Origin of the sequence: Shewanella sp. c952 (genome assembly GCF_019654975.1) — a bacterium.
GTDB lineage: Bacteria > Pseudomonadota > Gammaproteobacteria > Enterobacterales > Shewanellaceae > Shewanella.
In genome coordinates this window covers 1-19,888 of record NZ_BPEW01000056.1, presented here as the reverse complement: position 1 = coordinate 19,888, position 19,888 = coordinate 1, and the positions used below count along the sequence as shown (strand labels likewise).

16 protein-coding genes are annotated in these 19,888 nt (G+C 42.8%); 8 read left to right on the top strand and 8 right to left on the bottom strand.

All coding sequences use genetic code 11. From position 1 onward, the window contains the following. Positions 1–213: 213 nt before the first annotated feature. Together yaaA and K5R16_RS21200 are read right to left on the bottom strand one after the other, a co-directional pair. Complete coding sequence (gene yaaA / locus K5R16_RS21205; RefSeq protein WP_220740304.1) at positions 214–987, bottom strand: peroxide stress protein YaaA; 774 nt, start codon at positions 985–987, stop codon at positions 214–216. A 131-nt stretch (positions 988–1,118) separates the two neighbouring features. Continuing rightward, a complete protein-coding gene (locus K5R16_RS21200; RefSeq protein WP_220740302.1) occupies positions 1,119–2,561 on the bottom strand; it encodes a sodium:alanine symporter family protein in 1,443 nt (480 codons plus the stop codon). Positions 2,562–2,986: 425 nt separating this feature from the next. On the opposite strand from K5R16_RS21200, the gene K5R16_RS21195 reads away from it, so the two are divergent. From K5R16_RS21195 to K5R16_RS21175, 5 genes are all read left to right on the top strand, one after another. Continuing rightward, positions 2,987–5,353: a phosphoketolase family protein gene (locus K5R16_RS21195; protein WP_220740300.1), complete on the top strand. Its 2,367-nt coding sequence runs from the start codon at positions 2,987–2,989 to the stop codon at positions 5,351–5,353. Positions 5,354–5,579: 226 nt separating this feature from the next. Next, entirely contained in the window at positions 5,580–6,674 is a 1,095-nt protein-coding gene (locus K5R16_RS21190) for an OmpA family protein (protein WP_220740298.1), read from the top strand. 384 nt (positions 6,675–7,058) lie between these two features. After that, positions 7,059–8,015 (top strand): transaldolase, encoded by a 957-nt coding sequence (gene tal / locus K5R16_RS21185; protein WP_220740296.1) that lies wholly within the window; start codon positions 7,059–7,061, stop codon positions 8,013–8,015. An 18-nt stretch (positions 8,016–8,033) separates the two neighbouring features. Then, positions 8,034–9,671: a glucose-6-phosphate isomerase gene (pgi, locus tag K5R16_RS21180; RefSeq protein ID WP_220740294.1), complete on the top strand. Its 1,638-nt coding sequence runs from the start codon at positions 8,034–8,036 to the stop codon at positions 9,669–9,671. Between the two features lie 234 nt (positions 9,672–9,905). Next, complete coding sequence (locus tag K5R16_RS21175) at positions 9,906–10,091, top strand: DUF3545 family protein (RefSeq protein ID WP_020913769.1); 186 nt, start codon at positions 9,906–9,908, stop codon at positions 10,089–10,091. Between the two features lie 58 nt (positions 10,092–10,149). Here K5R16_RS21175 and K5R16_RS21170 read toward each other — a convergent pair whose 3' ends face one another. Next, entirely contained in the window at positions 10,150–10,689 is a 540-nt protein-coding gene (locus K5R16_RS21170) for a hemerythrin domain-containing protein (RefSeq protein WP_259649970.1), read from the bottom strand. A 233-nt stretch (positions 10,690–10,922) separates the two neighbouring features. Here K5R16_RS21170 and nfo point away from each other — a divergent pair, with 233 nt between their 5' ends. Further along, the gene (nfo, locus tag K5R16_RS21165; RefSeq protein ID WP_220740290.1) at positions 10,923–11,777 is read left to right on the top strand and encodes a deoxyribonuclease IV; all 855 of its coding nucleotides are present in this window, start codon (positions 10,923–10,925) and stop codon (positions 11,775–11,777) included. A 20-nt stretch (positions 11,778–11,797) separates the two neighbouring features. Here the strand turns inward: nfo and K5R16_RS21160 are convergent, their stop codons facing one another. The 4 genes from K5R16_RS21160 to thrA form a co-directional block, all read right to left on the bottom strand. After that, a complete protein-coding gene (locus K5R16_RS21160; protein WP_044556026.1) occupies positions 11,798–12,088 on the bottom strand; it encodes a hypothetical protein in 291 nt (96 codons plus the stop codon). Between the two features lie 255 nt (positions 12,089–12,343). Next, a complete protein-coding gene (thrC, locus tag K5R16_RS21155; RefSeq protein WP_220740288.1) occupies positions 12,344–13,630 on the bottom strand; it encodes a threonine synthase in 1,287 nt (428 codons plus the stop codon). A 70-nt stretch (positions 13,631–13,700) separates the two neighbouring features. Further along, positions 13,701–14,633 (bottom strand): homoserine kinase, encoded by a 933-nt coding sequence (thrB, locus tag K5R16_RS21150; RefSeq protein WP_220740286.1) that lies wholly within the window; start codon positions 14,631–14,633, stop codon positions 13,701–13,703. Then, positions 14,630–17,095, bottom strand: coding sequence for a bifunctional aspartate kinase/homoserine dehydrogenase I (gene thrA, locus K5R16_RS21145; protein WP_220740285.1), 2,466 nt, complete (start codon positions 17,093–17,095; stop codon positions 14,630–14,632). The genes thrB and thrA overlap by 4 nt, the downstream gene beginning before the upstream one ends. Positions 17,096–17,806: 711 nt before the next feature. On the opposite strand from thrA, the gene slyD reads away from it, so the two are divergent. Beyond that, on the top strand, positions 17,807–18,427 hold the full coding sequence (slyD, locus tag K5R16_RS21140) for a peptidylprolyl isomerase (protein WP_220740283.1): 621 nt from the start codon (positions 17,807–17,809) through the stop codon (positions 18,425–18,427). Positions 18,428–18,919: 492 nt separating this feature from the next. Here the strand turns inward: slyD and trpR are convergent, their stop codons facing one another. Then, positions 18,920–19,195 (bottom strand): trp operon repressor, encoded by a 276-nt coding sequence (gene trpR / locus K5R16_RS21135; RefSeq protein ID WP_220740281.1) that lies wholly within the window; start codon positions 19,193–19,195, stop codon positions 18,920–18,922. 231 nt (positions 19,196–19,426) lie between these two features. Here trpR and K5R16_RS21130 point away from each other — a divergent pair, with 231 nt between their 5' ends. Next, the gene (locus tag K5R16_RS21130) at positions 19,427–19,870 is read left to right on the top strand and encodes a cytochrome c (RefSeq protein WP_259649971.1); all 444 of its coding nucleotides are present in this window, start codon (positions 19,427–19,429) and stop codon (positions 19,868–19,870) included. The last annotated feature ends 18 nt before the right edge of the window (positions 19,871–19,888 follow it).

Genomic DNA, 19,888 nt, shown 5'->3' with positions numbered 1-19,888 from the left:
TCGTTTAGTCATTCTCCACAAATAACCTACAACACAGTCAAAATAGCCAAGAAGCGCGGCCCTTCGGGTTCGTTTCAATTCTTTTATTCTTTTATGACAAGAGTGCGTTACGAGCTTTTCGCTTAGCGAGCTAAGCATCATCGCTCAAGCCTTGCACTAAAATAATTGAATTCGAACAAAAACTAAGCTCGAAAGATCAACAGCCCCTAGTGACTACTGCTCTTCTCGCAAGAACACAGGCGCTGTAACCGTTGACTCTGCTTCACTAAAATAATAACCAGCGCTATCAAATTTTATCAGTGCATCCAATGATTCGACATTGTTGTCCAGAATATAGCGCACCATCATCCCCCGAGCTTTCTTAGCAAAGAAGCTGATCACCTTATATTGACCGTTCTTTTTGTCCTTAAAGACTGGCGTCACTAAGTTTGCGGTCAACTGCTTATGTTTAACAGCTTTAAAGTACTCGTTAGAAGCAAGGTTGATGATGAACTCATCGCCTTGAGCTGCAGTTGTCTGGTTAATCTCATCAGTAATAATGTCGCCCCAGAACTGATAAAGGTTTGTCCCTCTAGCATTGCTTAAGCGCGTCCCCATCTCTAATCGATAAGCTTGCATTAAGTCTAAAGGTTTCAGTAATCCATATAGGCCAGATAGGATCCGTAGCTGCTGCTGCGCTTTCTGTAAGCTAGCTTCTGATAATGTATCAGCATCAAGCCCCGTATATACATCACCTCTAAAGGCGAACACGGCTTGTTTAGCATTTTCGGTGGTAAAATTTACATCCCAACTACTGAACCTTGCTACGTTGAGACCAGCAATTTTATCGCTGACCTTCATTAATGAGGCGATATCGCTTGGCGTTAGCTTACGGCAGACATCAATCAATTGCTCACTTTGACCCAACAGCGTAGGAATAGAATAACTCTGAGTCGCAGCTGGGTTTTCGAAGTCTAGTGTTTTTGCAGGTGAAACCAAAATTAGCATGTGATGTCCTATACATAGATATTGTTAAACTGTGACAATCATACTGATCAAAAACAAAAAAACCACGCTTATAAAGCGTGGTTTTTTAGATTGCGCTAATTCAACTTACCGCATCAAGCTTAAACTCTTGTTTAAGACTTGTTGGTCGCGCTCTGTTCATCAGACCATTCACCAGTCTCAACACCTTTTATTTCAGGGAATTGAGAGGCATCAAATGTTGGAACCAAACCTTGCTTGATTTGACGTTCGTAATCTTTAACAACAGCAAATGCGACCTTAGACAGCATCACAATCGCCGCAATATTGACTAGAGCCATAAGTCCCATGGAGACATCAGCGAAGTTCCAAACCAACTGCAACGAAGCCACAGAACCAGTCATCACCATCGCCAATACTAGACCGCGGAAAATATAAAGAATTTTCTTACTCTTAGTCAGGAACATGATGTTGTTTTCTGCATAGCTATAGTTAGCAATAATAGATGAGAAACAAAATAGTATTATTGCGAATGCAATGAAGTATGCAGACCAACCACCTAGCTCATTGCTAAGCGCTAACTGCAATAGACCAATACCCTTCTGCTCACCTGGATTATCTAACACACCAGACAGTAGGATAATTGCCGCAGATGCACTACAGATAACTATCGTATCAACAAATACGCCAATCATCTGTACAAAGCCTTGTGACGCAGGATGGTTCGGATTTGGCGTTGCAGATGCAGCAATATTCGCTGCGCTACCCATACCCGCTTCGTTTGAGAACAAGCCACGAGCAATACCCGCCATCATTGCGCCCATTGCACCACCAGCCGCTTCTTCCCAACCAAATGCACTCTTAACAATTAACGTTAATGCTGCAGGCACTTGGTCAATATTAATAACCAAAACAACCATTGCGATAGCTAAGTATGCGACGGCCATCACTGGCACGATAAGCTCAGAAGCGCGTGCAACCTTTTTCAAGCCACCACAAATAATATAAGCAGAAGCCATAACAATGACTAAGCCAACAAGTGTCTTATCCAAACCGAATGCGTTATTCAATGCATCGGTCATGGTGTTAGCTTGTGCTGCATTGAAAGCAAAACCAAAAGCAATAATAAGTAGTATGGAGAACAGTATTCCCATCCACTTCTTACCTAAGCCTTTCTCCATGTAATAAGCAGGACCGCCACGATATTGCCCTTCACTGTCTTTAACTTTGTAGACTTGAGCAAGTGTTGATTCGATAAACGCTGTTGCCATACCAAGAAGTGCAATTAGCCACATCCAGAAAATTGCACCTGCGCCACCTACTGTTATCGCAACTGCAACACCAGCCATATTACCGGTACCAACACGAGCAGCCATTGAAGTACAAAACACCTGAAATGAGGAAATACCATTGACTTTTTCGCGTCCCTGGAGCACTAACTTAACCCCATGGCCAAACAATCTAAACTGTATAAAGCCTAAACGAAGTGTAAAGAGTACGCCTGCGGCAACTAGAACATAGATCAGCAAGCTTCCCCACAACACACCATTGACGGCATTGATCGTAGATTCAACTGCATTAATTAACGGTTCGAACATAATTATTATTTATCCCCACGACAAACATAATCGAGCGTTGTGACACTGGATTAGGTTTGGCTTGTGTTTATCCTTCCTAATGTATTTAAATGTCGGCAGATTTTCTTTTTGAATTATCCATACGTGATTAAATTACTGTCACGCCTGCCGCATTCCGCGCTGCAAAATAGCATAGCATTGCTTTAACCCTGAGTGATACAGATCACACATCATCATTTCGCTGACATCCGAATCACAGGAACTATTAAACATATCTAACTAGATTAACTAAAATAACACATCATTTACATCTAGTTTTACTACATTTATCAGTACAAATTACTTTCTATAAATAAGATGTAGGACACGTTTTTGTAATAAAATTACAAATATAGTAGTTCCCATCAAATTTGTTTAACTTTCTGATTACGTAAATGGGGTTATTTATGTCACATCAACAAGAGATCGTTTCCTTAAAGAAATTCGTTAGAGCAACTAACTTTTTGGCGACATCACAAATTTACCTAAAGCAAAACGTGCTACACAAACGTGCTTTAGCTCACACTGATATTAAGCCAAGACTACTTGGTCACTGGGGAACATGCCCAGGCATTAACTTCGTATACGCGAACGTTAATAGATTGATTACTAAGCATAACCGCTCATTTGTATACCTTGTTGGCCCTGGTCACGGTTTCCCAGCAGTACAAGCGAACCTCTTCATGGAAGGTTCACTCAGCCATTTTTATCCTGACACCATCCCATACAACGAAGACGGTATCACTGATATTTGCCAAAAGTTCTCTGCAGCATATGGCTACCCTTCTCATGCAAACCCTGAAGCACCAGGTCAAATCCTAGAGGGTGGTGAACTTGGTTACTCACTTTCAGTTGCGTGGGGCGCCGTACTTGATAACCCTGATTTAATTGCAGCTTGCCTAATTGGTGACGGCGAATCTGAAACCGGTCCTCTTGCCGCTTCTTGGTATGCAAACCGTCTAGTATCACCAAAGAACAACGGCGCAGTACTTCCTATCGTACACATTAATGGCTACAAGATTTCAGGCCCTACTCGTATGGGAAGAATGAGCCATGAAGAACTTGATCTAGAATTCCGTGGTCTTGGTTACCACCCAATCATTGTTGATGATGAGCTAGAACAAGATGTCTATGAGCAGATGACTGCCGCAATGGACTTATCTTATGAGATGATCAACGACATTCAAACTCGCGCTAGAGCGGGCGAAGACGTTGTTAAGCCACGCTGGCCTGTTATTTTAATGCGCACAGCGAAAGGTTGGACCGGTACTTCAGAATATAATGGTAAGAAGCTAGAAGGTAACTGCGAATCTCACCAAGTCATCGTCAACAAGTGTGCAACCGATAAAGGTCACCTTGACGCACTAAATACTTGGCTTGCTAGCTACAAATTTAACGAGCTTTACAGCATTAACGAGCAAGGTGAGCTGATTTTCGACAAAGACATTCAGTCTCTTATACCACCTAAAGAACTATCTTGTGGACGTCAGCACTTAAGTTACGGTGGTGAAGTGGTTCGCGCTTTAACAAACCCAGATCTTGAAAAGTTAGCTTACGGACCAGAGACACCTCGTGGTCAACGTGGTCTATCAATGTTCAAGATGGGTGAGTGGATGCGTGATGCATTTAAACTTAACCGTGACCAACGTAACTTGCGTATCTTCTGCCCAGATGAAACCTATTCTAACCAGCTACAAGCTGTGTTCGAAGAAACTGACCGCGCATGGCAGTGGCCTATCGAAAGCTGGGACGAAGATATGTCTCGTGATGGACGCGTGATTGAGTTGCTATCTGAAAACCTACTTTTCGGTATGCTACACGGTTACACAGTAACTGGCCGTCACGCAATGTTCCCAACTTATGAAGCTTTCTCACAAGTTGTATCGTCTATGGCTGACCAATACTGTAAATACGTTTACGCTAGCCAAGGTGTACATTTCCGTAAACCAGTGCCTGCATGTAACGTCGTACTTTCGTCACTGCTTGAGCGCCAAGACCACAATGGTTACTCTCATCAGAACCCATCTTTCCTAGGTGCGATGTTAGAAAAACATCCAAAGATTATCTCTGCTTACCTACCTGCTGATGGTAACAGTACTCTTGTTTATACTGAGCGTGCATACGCTGACCGCGACAAGTTAAACATCTTAGTTGCTGGTAAGAAAGATCTTCCACAGTGGCTAACACTTGATGAAGCACGTCAACAAGCTAAAGACGGTGTCATGGTTTGGGATTTCGCTTCTGATGAAAACCCAGATGTGGTACTCGTGGGTTGTGGTGACTACGTGACTCAAGAAGCGATGGCTGCACTGGTACTTATCAGAGAGATACTACCACGCGTTCGAATTCGTTTTGTGAGTGTCACAGAGCTAACTAGTAGCGGCTTAGGTAGCTTAGATTTCCAAGGCAAGCCATGGTTAATGGACGAAGTATTCACCGCGGATAAAGGCGTAGTATTCAACTACCACGGCTACCCGAATACGATTAAGAAACTAGTGTTTGACTACAAAGGCAGCGACCGTTTCAGAATCAAAGGCTACGAAGAAGAAGGTTCAACAACAACACCATTTGACATGGGCGTTCGTAATGGTACTTCACGCTACCACCTTGTTATTGATATGGCCTACAAACTATTCCAGCAAGGCGTTATTGATGAGACTCAACACGTCGCATTAACGACAGATATGCTGCAACGTTTGGTTGACCACAGAAACTACATCAAAGCTAACGGCGTTGACCCTATAAGCATTGAAAACTGGGTTTGGACGCGATAACGCCTCCTTAAATTATCCCAAATAAAAAGGTGCCTTCTCAAGAAGGCACCTTTTTTTTGTTATCAACTTAACCATTTATATTAACAATAAAGTGGAAAATCTTACATTTGCGACGGATAATAGTGTCAGTCAGCTATAAAACCAAAGGATCTCCGTGATAAGTGCTGGCACTACCTAAGTATTAAGTAGACGGAGGAGTTTTATAAATAAAACATAAGGATTACGAATGATGAACAAAACTCTACAAGCTGTATTGCTGACTTCAATGCTACCTTTCGCTGCTAGCGCAGCAGACGGTATGAGCCCTTGGTACGTTGGTGGCGGTGTCGGTATCAACAACTACGAGCCCAATTGCGATCAAAAAACCATGAAAACCTGTGGCGATGATGACCCATATGCATGGGATGTATTTGCTGGTTACCTATTTAATGATTACTTTGGTGTTGAGTTAGGCTATCGCGACTTAGGCCGCGCTGAATGGGTGGACTACTCAAACAAGCTTAATGACGTCGGCGCTCGAGGCATGAACCTAGGTTTAGTCGCCTTCTGGCCATTTGCCAACCGTTGGAGCTTATCAGCAGAAGCTGGCGCACTGAACTACCTCATCTCCAACAACAAAAATTACGGCAGCGAATACTATAGTGATAGCGGCGTAGCGCCATACATTGGAGCTGGTATCGGCTACAACATTACCGATAACCTAAAGCTACAAGCTAAGTATCGTCGTTATGAAAACCTAGACGAAGACAAGTGGAAAACACTTGAGATGGAGAGTAACTATTGGGGACTAGAGCTAAGCTATCGCTTCGGCAGTAAGTCTAAGCCAATAGTGCCTGTCGCTGTTGTGGTTGGTGATGCTGATAACGATGGCGTTAATGATGATATGGACCAATGTCCAGATACTCCAGCCACTCACAAAGTTGATAGTAATGGCTGTACTATCTATCAAGACGCTGAAGATAAATTTGAGATTGAAGCTAAATTCGCCAGTAACTCCGCCACTGTGAAAGAGTCATCTTACAGTGACATTAAGGATCTAGCCGAATACATGAGTCAACACCCAAATTCAGAAGTCGTCATAGCAGGTCATGCCTCTAATACTGGCGCTGCTGATTACAATATGGCGCTGTCTGAGCGTCGTGCAATTGCTGTTGCTGATATTCTAATCAATAAGTATGGTGTTGCACCGGGTAAAGTGTCATCTAAAGGCTACGGCATTACCCAACCGTTAATTGAGGGAAGCTCTAAAGAGGCTAACCAAGCTAACCGTCGTATTGAAGCGCATGTAAGCGGTACTGAAAAAGTGCCAGTGCTAAAGTAAGAATTATCAATCAACATCACTATACATCTCATTATTTCGATAATATTTGATATAGTATTTGCGAGATGATTTAAATGAGCTCACAGCTTTTCATGGCTGTGAGCTTTTTGTTTATTTGTTGCAGCCACTATACTCAACAACTAAGGTTTAGCTCTTTACCAATATTTATGATTTAGCAGCCTATAGCACAGAGATTTCATCAGACTGCAAGAATGGAGTGTTAATATTGGTAGCAATATTACCAAAAAAAGCTGTTTTACTGATTTTTTGCAACTTTTCTGTAATTTTTTTTCATATTTAGTTGGAATGATCATTAAAATGGCTTTTAATACCTGCTAATTAACCATCAAACTTATGCTGCTCATTGAGAAGGATGTAATTCACATGGCCAACACATTAGAACAACTTAAACCCATCACTACTATCGTGGCGGATACTGGTGATATTGAAGCCATAAAACGTTACCAGCCAGAAGATGCTACAACGAACCCATCACTCATTCTAAAAGCATCACAAATTCCTGAATACAGTGGCCTCATTGAGAACGCCATTACTTGGGCAAAAAGCCAAAGTGACGATCTTGAACAGCAAATTGAAGATGCTGGCGATAAACTTGCGGTAAATATTGGTTTAGAGATCCTTAAAATTGTTCCTGGTCGCATCTCTACTGAAGTGGATGCACGTCTATCTTTTGATAAAACAGCTTCTATCGCAAAAGCACACAAGCTTATCAAGCTGTACAAAGAAGCGGGTATCGACAAGTCACGTATTTTGATCAAACTTGCCTCTACATGGGAAGGGATCTGCGCAGCGAAAGAGCTTGAACAAGAAGGTATCAACTGTAATCTAACGCTACTATTTAGTTTCGCTCAAGCTCGAGCTTGTGCAGAAGCAGGTGTTTACCTAATCTCTCCATTTGTAGGCCGTATCTTAGATTGGTATAAGAAAGATACAGGTCTAGAGTACTCAGCGGCAGAAGATCCAGGTGTAGTGTCTGTCACAAGTATCTACAACTACTATAAGCGTCATAGCTTTAACACTGTAGTAATGGGCGCAAGCTTCCGTAACACCGGTGAAATCATCGAGTTAGCAGGTTGTGACAGGCTGACTATTGGCCCTGCGCTGTTAGAAGAGTTATCAAACAGCAATACACCTATCGTACAAAAATTGCTACCTGCAACAGAAACGGTTGCGGCCGAGCCTGCGATGTCTGAAGCACAGTTCCGCTGGGAATTTAATGAAGACCCAATGGCTGTAGAAAAGCTAGCTGAAGGGATCCGTAACTTTGCAGTAGACCAAGGTAAACTTGAAGTCATGCTTAAAGCAGAGCTATCGTCTTAAAGGAATAGGACTACTAAAATGACCGAACTGACTCAGCTTGCCAGTTGGCAAGCACTAGAGCTGCACAGTAAAACCGTGCCGCACATGCGCGAGCTATTTCAACAACAGCCACAGCGATTCGATGATATGTCTACCAAGGCATGCGGCTTGCTTTTAGATTACTCTAAAAATAGAGCTTCAACAGAAACTTTATCACTGCTTTTTGCATTGGCAAAAGAATCTAAACTTGAAGAAAAAATCAAAGCAATGTTTGCTGGTGACACCATTAATAATACTGAGCAGCGAGCAGTACTGCACACAGCACTTCGAGCGCCAAAAGATAAGGTTATAGATGTTGACGGTGTCAACATTGTTGCTGAAGTTCAGCAAACCTTAGACAAGATGGAAGGCTTTGTTGACTCGGTAACAACTGGTGACTGGAAAGGCTATACAGGCAAGACCATTACTGATGTTGTGAGTATTGGAATCGGTGGGTCATTTTTAGGTCCTAAAATAGTCTCCCAAGCGCTGCGTCCATATTGGACTGGCCAACTAAATTGTCATTTTGTTGCCAACGTTGATGGCACATCAATTACTGAAAAGCTTAAAGGACTCAACGCAGAGACAACATTATTTGTCATGTCCTCTAAATCTTTCGGCACCCAAGAGACATTGACCAATACATTGAGCGCTAAAGATTGGTTCTTAGCACAGGGTGCTACCCAATCAGATGTCGCTAAGCACTTTGTTGCCGTTAGTTCTAATGTTGCTAAAGCCACTGAATTTGGTATTGACGCTAATAACATCTTCCCAATGTGGGACTGGGTTGGCGGCCGTTACTCACTATGGTCAGCAATTGGTTTACCTATCGCACTGCTTGTTGGTATGGACAACTTTCGTGAGCTGCTTGCTGGCGCCCACGAAATGGATAATCACTTCCTTGAGACTCCGCTCGAAAGCAATATGCCGGTGATCATGGGAATGTTTTCCCTTTGGTACGGTAATTTCTTTAATGCACAATCTCATGTAGTACTGACATACGATCACTACTTACGTGGTCTGCCCGCATACTTCCAACAGCTTGATATGGAAAGTAACGGAAAATCAGTCACGCTTAATGGCACTGATGTGGACTACAGTACTGGACCTGTGATCTGGGGCGGTGAAGGCACGAATGGACAGCATGCCTACCACCAGCTGTTACACCAAGGTACTGCGCTTATCCCAGCCGATTTTATTATGCCATTGAACAGTCATAATCCAATTGGTGAGCACCATGTTCAGCTAGCCTCAAACTGCTTTGGCCAAACCCAAGCATTAATGCAGGGAAGGACTTTCGACGAAGCATTAGCTGAATTAAGCACCAGCTCATTGTCAGATAGTGAAAAGCAGCTTATTGCGCAACACAAAGTGATGCCTGGTAATAAACCGAGCAACACACTGCTAATGGACAAGCTTACACCTACAACATTGGGTGCGCTGATTGCACTGTATGAGCATAGAACTTTTGTTCAAGGTGCGATATGGCAGATCAACTCTTTTGATCAATGGGGTGTAGAACTAGGTAAACAGTTGGGTAATGATGTGTTGGACAGATTAACAGCCCAATCTGATGCGACAGATTTAGATACTTCAAGTAATGCGTTAATTAACCTATTCAAGCAGAATAAAATTTAAGCATTCAGTTTAATAGTTTATTACACTAAAAAAGCCAGTTTCGACTGGTTTTTTTGATTTTCATCGTCAACATTCCCAAATAAACATGAATTAAATTCAAGTTTATCCAGATTAACGCCTCCTGCCCAACATTAAAACTTCATAACTAGTTAACATAAATGAAACATTTATGTTGCACCATGCTTGAAAAACATGCTATTTATTTGATGACAAAATAAACAACAGGAGGTTGCCATGAATCGACTAGATTATGGTAGTGCGCTAGATAGTATAGTTGAGAAGCCAAGCCGCTCGAGAAGCTCCAACAAGAAGCGGAAGTGGCGTGAAATTGAAGCTCTAAAGGAAAAGCACCGTTTACTTAAAGAACTTCAAGACATTGACACCAGCTTTGAAGGTGAATTGGACACCCTCCTGATGTAACCATAAAAAAGAGCGCTTACGCGCTCTTTTTTGTTTCTCATTTTCGTCAGAGGCACAGCTACTCATCAGTCTCAATATACTCTTTCAACTCTTCAAACAGCACATTGTCGCTTTCACTAAATAGCGGGTCATCAATTAGCCTTGCATCACACATCTGCACAACAGTTTGCCAATCAGTTTCCGTTATCACATTCTGCCATTTAGGAAAGACCGTCGATTCCTCAAAATCCATATGTGACTGCTGTATCTCGACATAACTCTCTAAGTCACCGACTAGCTGCTCTTTAGAAACCACGACATCACTTAAAATAAGATTCAGAGTAGCCATTAGCGACGCTGATGCATCAACTAGCTTCTTATGTTCTGATGTGAGCGTTGCGTTAATATGCGCCCTGCCTAACTTGTTCCAATAAAACTCAGAGATCACCTCCTCCAACGGATGGTGGCTGTGTTCAGCGTAGCTCTGCATATATTCAACAATGTCGCGAACCAAGTTGTAATTAATCCCTTCACCGGCCGCTAGCTTAATATGTTTGGTTTTTAAAATCTTAAGCAAAATACCAATATGCTTGTGATCGTGCATGAGTCTGGCTAGCATAGTTTTCTCCACCCGAATTAACCCCCACTAGATACAATATTAGTAAACCGTACGAATAACACCCAACTATAACAAAATGATAATCAATCTGTTCGTGATAGAGATCAACAAAATTGGACTGTGTTACAATCACTTACTCTATTGCTTGAAGTAAATATTAAAAGAAGAATACTCACTTTCATTGCCGTTAAGCCGCTGGCTGCCTAGCAACACAAATATAGGAAAACGCCATAATGCAACCACATCACCTTATTGGCGCCCACGTCAGCGCTTCTGGCGGAATAGCTAATGCGCCAATAAACGCCGCTTCCATCGGTGCCAATGCTTTCGCACTCTTTACCAAAAATCAGCGTAGATGGGTAAGTAAACCTTTAGATGAAGCGCAGATAGCACTGTTTCAACAAAACTGCGCAGAAGCTAATATCTCAATGGATGCCATCCTCCCCCATGACAGTTACCTTATAAACTTAGGCCACCCGGATGATGAGCTGCTTACAAAGTCGAGGGAAGCCTTCTATGACGAAATCGCAAGGTGCGAACAGATAGGTTTAACTCTGCTTAACTTTCACCCTGGCAGCCATCTAAGGCAGATAGATACAGACAAGTGCTTATCGCGTATTAGTGAATCGATAAACTTTGCACTATCGCAGTCAACTAAAGTCACTGCCGTTATCGAAAACACCGCAGGTCAAGGCTCTAACCTTGGGCATAGCTTCGAGCAGCTGGCACAGATAATTGATGGTGTCGAAGATAAGTCACGAGTTGGCATCTGTATTGATACCTGTCATATGTTTGCGGCGGGCTATGATATTCGCAGTCAAGAAAGTTGTCTGTCAGCCTTCAATTTGTTTGATAAAGTCGTCGGTAACCGTTATTTAAAAGCTATGCACCTTAACGACAGTAAAACGAAGCTTAATAGCCGAGTGGATCGCCATGAATCATTAGGTAAAGGGGAAATAGGTGCAGAGGCATTTTCAACGTTAATGACGCTTGAAGCTGTAAGAGGGATCCCACTGATTTTAGAAACAATAGACGCCGATCTTTGGCCAGCTGAAATTAACTGGCTACGTAGCTTAGTGCCACAATAGAAAAGTAGGAAGGAGCGGAACTAAAGTAAACACTTATAGATAACTGCAACTACCCGTGTGGGTTCACCTTGGTCGATTTGCAACCACACTATATGCGTGCCTTGGATCTCCTCACCCTGTTTGATAGCGCTGAGCTTAGCATCGGCCAGCGCATTTTCGCCACGTCCAACGCCGGTAACCATGGCAAAACTATCGCAGTGAGTCACTTCAAAGTCGTATGCTTCATTTATTCTATGGTAAAGCTGAAACTCTTCGCTTGCGCAACCACTTAATAGAGTAACTAATAATATACTGACAAAGAAACGTAACACCGATATGCACCCACAAGGAAAACTGCGCGCATAATATAGAAAATGTAGAGCAAAAAGAATGGTACAAATAACACTAAGGAGGTTTCAAGTGATACGTTTAGTTTCAGTTGTAAACACGCAAAAACCTTGCAGCACAAGCATAACAACAGACACACACGAAAGCGCACAACAACACAGACGGCGCACATACCAACCACAAAAAAAGAGAAACCATAACAGCTTCTCTTTTATCTCATTTGAGTTTAATCAATAAATTTATTTGTCTAATACTTCAAACAAGTGAGCCTTCAGGACGTCAAAATCGGCTGCAAGTTCAGCTGACAAAATAGTCTTAGGCACTACATTTTCAAGCGCTGGCGGAAGTGCTAACTCTATCTCTAACACTTGCTCGACCACTTCGTTAAACTTAGCCGGATGCGCAGTGCCAAGGAAGATCCCTTTTTCATCTGCAGACATTGTTTGATTCAATGCAAAAGCGGCAATTGCCGCATGGGGTTCAGATAGATATCCCCCATTATGTAGCGCTTTAACAGAATCACGGGTATCAGCTTCAGAGACTCCAACGCCTTTAATATCGGCCAAAGACCAGTTCATCGCCTTAACAATCGCCTCGACTCTTGGCCAGTTACTTGGCTCTGCCACATCCATTGCATTAGACATAGTTGCCACTGTTAACTGCGGCGACCACTCACCATTATCAAGGTAACGTGGCACGGTATCATTGCTATTAGTCGCGGCGATAAAGCGCTTAACGGGTAGCCCCATCGCTTTAGCAAACAAACCAGCAGTCAGATTACCAAAGTTACCACTTGGCACAGCAATAACAGGAGCATCATTATTGCTTTGTCTGTATTGCGCAACAGCCTCAAAGTAATAACAAATCTGTGCCAGCAAGCGACTAATGTTAATTGAGTTTGCAGAGTTAAGGTGCAAGCCGTCACGGATATCACTGTCTTCGAATGATTGTTTTACCAATGTTTGGCATGCATCAAAATCGGCACTTACTGCAACAGTATGAATATTGTCACCTAATGTAGTGAACATCTTCTCCTGCAATAGACTGATTTTGCCTTTGGGATATAGAACAACGACATTGATATTATCAAGTCCGTAAAATGCATCAGCAACAGCGGCGCCAGTATCCCCTGAGGTCGCTGTTAGAATGTTTATCTTTTCATCTTTAGCTAGCTCATTTAGACATTGCGCCATAAAACGAGCGCCAAAATCTTTAAAGGCTAACGTAGGCCCATGAAATAGCTCCAAGCTATAGAGGTTTTTATCTGCTTGTACCAAAGGCAGGTCGAAATTGAATGCTTTCTCAACCAATCGATCTACTGTCTCTTGTCCCAGTTCCGACGCAAGCCAAGCTCCAATGACTTTTTTACTGCGCTCAACAAACGGCAAGGCAAGGATACTGTCGATATCTTCTAAGCTAGGGATGCTTTTAGGAAAGAAAAGCCCACGATCTTTTCCAAGCCCCAGTTTGACTGCTTCAGTAAAGCTCACGACTTGTGAGGGATGCTTTAGGTTGTACAATTCCATGACTATTTCCTTTAATTCTTTATATCTATTCGCTGATTGCGCTGCATTAGGCAAAAGCGTAAAAATCTATTTAGACGCGACGCGCCCCTAAATCATCAATTTGACATATATGAGAAAAACCCAGTTCAGGATCTATGTAGTGTTCATCTAGCCACAGCTTGGCAGCTTGTGCTGTTTCCGCATCATCTGTAATGGTAAACAGGGTCGGACCACTGCCCGAAATTCCTGTGGTCAACATGCCTAACTCACTCAGTGCAGACTTTGCTTGCTGATATTGTGGGATTTCAGCAGCGCGATATGGCTCAGCAAGTACATCTTTTAGTACCGCAATAGCAAGCTTGTCATCTTGCTTATAGCAAGCATGTACAAACGCACTTAAGTAGCGACCAAAATCGATGGTCGTTTGCTTTGAATAATGCTCAGGCATTAAGCCACGCATACGTGCTGTTGATAATGAAATACCAGGGTAAGCGACCACCCAGTACCACTGCTTAAAAGTCGGTATAGGTTCACAAATGGCTTGTGGGGTTTCTAGCATTAACTGCATACCACCTAGAAAACAAGGAGCCACATTGTCGTAATGCACGGAGCCACTAATCTTACCTTCAAAGTCACCCATGAGTTTAAGTACTTGCTGCTCGGAAAATGGTTGCTCAAAATACTCATTAAGTGCCATCAATGCAGCAACAACTGAGCTAGCACTAGAGCCTAAACCACTGCCAACAGGTAGGTTCTTCTCCAGTGTCAGCTTAAGCCCTACATTTTTTCCTAAATGCTCAAGGAAAAAAACAGCACATTGATACACTATATTTTCATCTTGATTGGCAGGAAGCTTATTAGCCCAATGACCGACAACAATGAGTTCAAGCCCTTGCTCAGCGCTTTCAACGGTGACCTTATCACCGAGTAAGCTACCATCAACAGGTGCTAACGCGCCGCCGAGTAAGTCAAAACCCACCCCAACATTGCCCATTGAAGCAGGAGCATAGATTGTTACGCTCATACGCCCACCTCACGTGTCCAGTTCAACGTCCTTAAGATATCGGCAAAAGCACCAGCCGCAGTGACATCAGTTCCGGCACCATAACCTCTTAATACAAATGGGATTGGTTGATAGTAGCGGCTATAAAATGCCAAGGCATTCTCGCCGCCTTTGACGCTATAAAGTGGGTCACTCGCGTCCACCTCAGCTATTTTTACTTTGCAGCCGTCATCATCAATCTGTCCGACGTAACGCAATACTTTTCCTTCGGCTTTCGCCGCCTCAATGCGTTGTGCAATTGCAGCATCAACAGAGGGCAAGTTAGCCATAAATGCATCAACATCGCCCGATGCATCAAATGACTCAGGTAATACTGATTCCACATTTATGTCTGATAACTCAAGTTCCATGCCCACTTCGCGAGCCAGAATTAATACTTTTCGCGCAACGTCCATACCGCTCAAATCATCTCGAGGATCGGGTTCTGTAAAGCACTTGTCTCTGGCAATACTAGTGGCCTGAGATAGCGTCATCCCCTCATCTAACATACCAAAAATGTACGATAAACTGCCCGATAAGATGCCATTGAAACGTAATAGTTTATCACCGGCAAATAGTAGTTTTTTAAGGTTGTCGATAACAGGCAACCCCGCACCAACGGTTGTTTCATAAAGGAACTGACGCCGCTGCTTTAACGCCGTTTGGCGCAGCGAACGATAGTAATCCATGTCACGAGTATTAGCCTTCTTATTCGGCGTAACAACGTGCAGTCCGGCATTCATTACCGCAAGATATTGATCAGAGATAAACTCACTAGAAGTACAATCCACAAGCACAGGGTTTAACAACTGTTGCTCTTTAGCCCACAGCAGCATCTCTTCAATATTGGCAGCCTGCTCTGTTTCAGCTAACAATCCCTGCCAGTTAGACAAGTCGATACCTTGAGCATCTAATAGCATCTGTTTAGAGTTAGCAATACCGCATACCCGTACGGCAATATGCTGCTCTTTTAACATCTGACGCTGTTGTTTAATCTGCTCAAGTAAACCGGCACCAACATTACCGCAGCCAACAAGGAATACATCTAAATAGTGCTGCACATCAAAGAATGATTGATGACAGGCAGATATCGCATGTTTGGTTTTTCGCTGCTCGACAACTGCAGAAATAGAGCGCTCAGATGAGCCCTGTGCAATAGCAACAATATTGACTGTCGCCTGCGCCAAAGCTTGGAAGAATTTGGCAGCAACGCCTTTATGGGTGCGCATACCATCACCAATTAAAGAGACAATAGCCAATTCATGACGCATCTCGATAGGTTCTAGTAATTCACTCTTAAGTTCTAAGTCGAACTCCTGTTCTAACGCATATTTCGCTTTAGCTGCATCTTCAGTAGCAACACAGAAGCTAATACTGTACTCAGATGAACTTTGTGTAATCAGTGATACTGACACGCCAGAACGAGATATCGCGCCTAATGTACGACTCGCCATCCCCACCATGCCTTTCATGCCCGGTCCAGAAACATCAAACATCGTTTGATCATCGAGATTTGAGATAGCTTTTACATTGAGTCCGGTTTCATCTGGCTCATTAGACACTAAGGTGCCAACGGCTTTAGGGTTTAAGGTATTTCGGATATAGCAGGGAATATGGTATTGAGCAATTGGCGCAACTGTTTTTGGGTGTAAAACTTTTGCGCCAAAATAGGAGACTTCCATCGCCTCTTGGTAACTCATCTGTGAAAGAAGCTTGGCGTCGGCGACCACTCGAGGGTCAGTATTGTACACACCATCAACGTCGGTCCAGATCTCACAACAGCTTGCTTCTAGACAGGCTGATAGTACCGCTGCAGAGTAATCGGAGCCATTACGCCCTAAAGTCACAATCTTACCGTCACTATCTCCAGCGGTAAAACCAGGCATAACCCACACATGAGCAGCGCTCAGATCTAATGCACTAAATCGCTGTTTACTCGCTTCAATATCGACCACAGACTCCAACCGCGGACCATGTCCTACCAGCAGAGATTCTGGTTCCAATATCGCTGACGAATAGTCAGCGGCCTTCATTACTTCAACCATTAATGCAGAAGACAATTTCTCACCGCCCACTAACACTGCGGCTTCGACACTCTCAGGACACTCATTGAGTAAACTCATGCCGGCGAGCTTATTGCTCCAAAAACTCAATTGCTGTTGCAACCTGTTTGCCAGATACTGGTTTTGCTCGTCAGTTAAAGAGCTCCCAGCATCACCATATAAAGCATTAAAAACCTGCTCAACTTTAGCTAATACAACTTTATAGTCGCCGCCTTTTACCGCAACGTCTACCATTTCAATTAAACCATTGGTTACCGTTGCTGGCGCAGATAGGACCACCGCTGTACTTTCAGCTTTTGCAGACTGGATTACAATATCGGCTGCAGTTCTAAATCGCTGCCAATTTGCAAGCGAGGTTCCACCAAATTTCATTACTTTCATCGAAAACTCCTTGTACCGCGCCACATTAAGAAACAAAAAAGCCCGCTCCTTTGTGGGGAGCGGGCTTGATATTTAACTTATATCAGATTGTGCTTAGCCCGCCCCCACGTTGGTAATCGTGGTGGTTGTAATAATCGTGGTGATCATTAACTGATGGCTAGACATATAAATTAGCTTTAATCCAATTGGAATAATTTGTGTACTAACAGAATTGCTTTTTAACCAAGAAGTGTCAACCCCTAAATTCTCATTATTGTTATTAATAGCCATGTTCTCGAATAAACAGCAATAAAGCGCTATAAATGACAATTTTAATAAGCAGTCGTTAATACACCTTTACCGCCCCCAATATTACGTTAACGTAAACAGAAACGACGTCACCACCTAAACCTTTGTTAATTAAGATGTTACACAGCGTATAAACATTGTAAAATCAATATGGATTAACGATATGGGTAATAGTCAAATCTTATAATCCGGGCTCATTTTTACATTTTAGCCTCAAAGGCCTAACCAAGAATCCAGCGCGGTTACTGATAAAATTAAAAAGCACTATTTATGATGTTTAGCTATAAGAGCTAGTCAATCACATTTATTAAGCCAAATCGATTCCTAATAAAGATGTGGCTTAGGTAGCATAAGTCGATCCAAGCTGTCGCAAATTGACACAATCCGAGCTAGAATGCGCGCAAATTACCGATTGGAGCCAATATGAAAATCACCGAAAAATGTGCAGTAAGCATCCATTACCGATTATCAGATGCAAAAGGCCAGCTTGTAGAAAGCTCTTTTGAAGGCGAGCCGATGCTATATTTGCACGGTGCAGAAAATATGATCCCAGGCCTAGAGGCTGCTCTTGAAGGTAAAGAGCAAGGTGACGTACTTGATGTAACTGTAGATGCAGAGCAAGGCTATGGTGCATACCATGATGGTCTATGCCAAGAAGTCCCATTATCAGCTTTTGGTGACATCGAAGATATCGTCCCAGGCATGCGTTTCATCGCAGAAACTGAAATGGGACAACGACCTGTTCAAGTGACAGAAGTTAAAGATGACGTTGTTATTGTAGATGGCAACCATCCTTTAGCAGGTCAAACACTGAGCTTTAACGTTGAAGTACTAGAAGTGCGCACAGCTACAGAAGAAGAGGTTGCTCACGGTCACATTCATGCGGGTTCTAGTTGTGGCGGACATGAACATTCCCATGAAGGTGGATGTTGTGGTGGTGGCGAGCATGAGCACAACCACGAAGGTGGTTGTTGCAGTGACGACGAAACCAAAGAAGCTAAAGAGGGTTGCGATGGCAACGGTGGCTGTGGTTGCAGACACTAAAGTAATCTAGCTCTTTAGACTGATTTAAGACGCGTTTCATTACAAAAATGAAACGCGTTTTTTTATGCTCTACACTCAATAGCATCATTTTTTGCGCAAAGGATTTGCCAATGCTATCGAAACCACTTTACGAAGTTTTACCCCTAAGCTATGTCGCTATAGGTAGCTTAGGAATATTACTGTTCGATCAAGCTTTTGCGCAATTTTTAGCGGTAATTGTCTATCTGTGGGGTAGCAGAATTTATTCTTTACGCTCCAATAATAGACGCACAGATGCTAAAAAACGGCGCAAGAAAGGCTGGATACCAAGCCCGCTATATGAGCATATTCCGGCGTTCTGTTTTCTTAGCGCCATATTGCTAAGTCAACACAATTCAAAGCTCGCGCCTATATTGGCACTTTGTCTATGCAGCTTTGCTCTCTACATATTCTTTCGACGAGTCGGTTACCGTAAACATAAGATTTTTGCCGCTAAATGCATGTAGACAAATCTTACAGCGTTAGCTGCTTTATCTGCTGACGCTGCTCCTCTGTCATATGCTTAAGGTAATTAGAACAACGAGTAATGGTAGCAATACTAATCTGGTATTCCTGAGCGATTTGTCTCTGGCTCATCTCTTTATGCAGTAAGGTTTGAAAAACCTTTAATCGCCCAGCAACTGCACTGCGTTCCTCTTCAGTCAACAACAGTTCAAACAGCGTAACAAGCGCGCTATGATCATTTTGTGCCATGACTTTATCTAAAACTAAATCCCACTCTGCGCGCATTTCAGCCTCAATGGTGTACTAGTGCATCATTACAGCCAGTTTATCAGGATTCAATTTCCAGTCACGCATTTTGAGATAAGAAATTTAAGTGCTGTTTCTCACTCAATTGTAACTAAGAGTAACTTTACTCAAAAACGAATGGAGTCAGCTAGCCAAAAGTAGGTACAATGTGTGCAACAAGTCGCATAACATAATAAAAACGTGAGAATAACCATGAAAAAATCATTAAAGATGAGCCTTATCGCGCTAGCTGCAACAGCTACTATAGCTACTGGTGTACAAGCCAACAATTTTAAAGAAGCTGACGATGCTATTCATTATCGTCAATCAGCTTTTGGAATGATTGCCTATAACTTTGGTGACATGGGCGCAATGCTCAAAGGTAAGAAAGACTTTGACGCCAGCGTGTTCGCCATGCGTGCAACAAATGTTGCAGCTCTTTCAAAGCTGCCACTTGAAGGTTTTGTCAGTGGTTCTGATAAAGGTGAAACTGAAGCACTTGCAAAAATCTGGAGTGATAAAACTGATTTTGACGCAAAAATGAAGACCTTCCAAGAAAATGCAGCCGTGCTTGCTTTAGCTGCAGAAAGTGGCGACAAGAAGGAGATCAAAAAAGCCTTTATGAATACAGGAAAAAGCTGCAAAGGTTGTCACGACGTTTACAAGAAAGATTAAATAAAAAAGAGCCAGCCT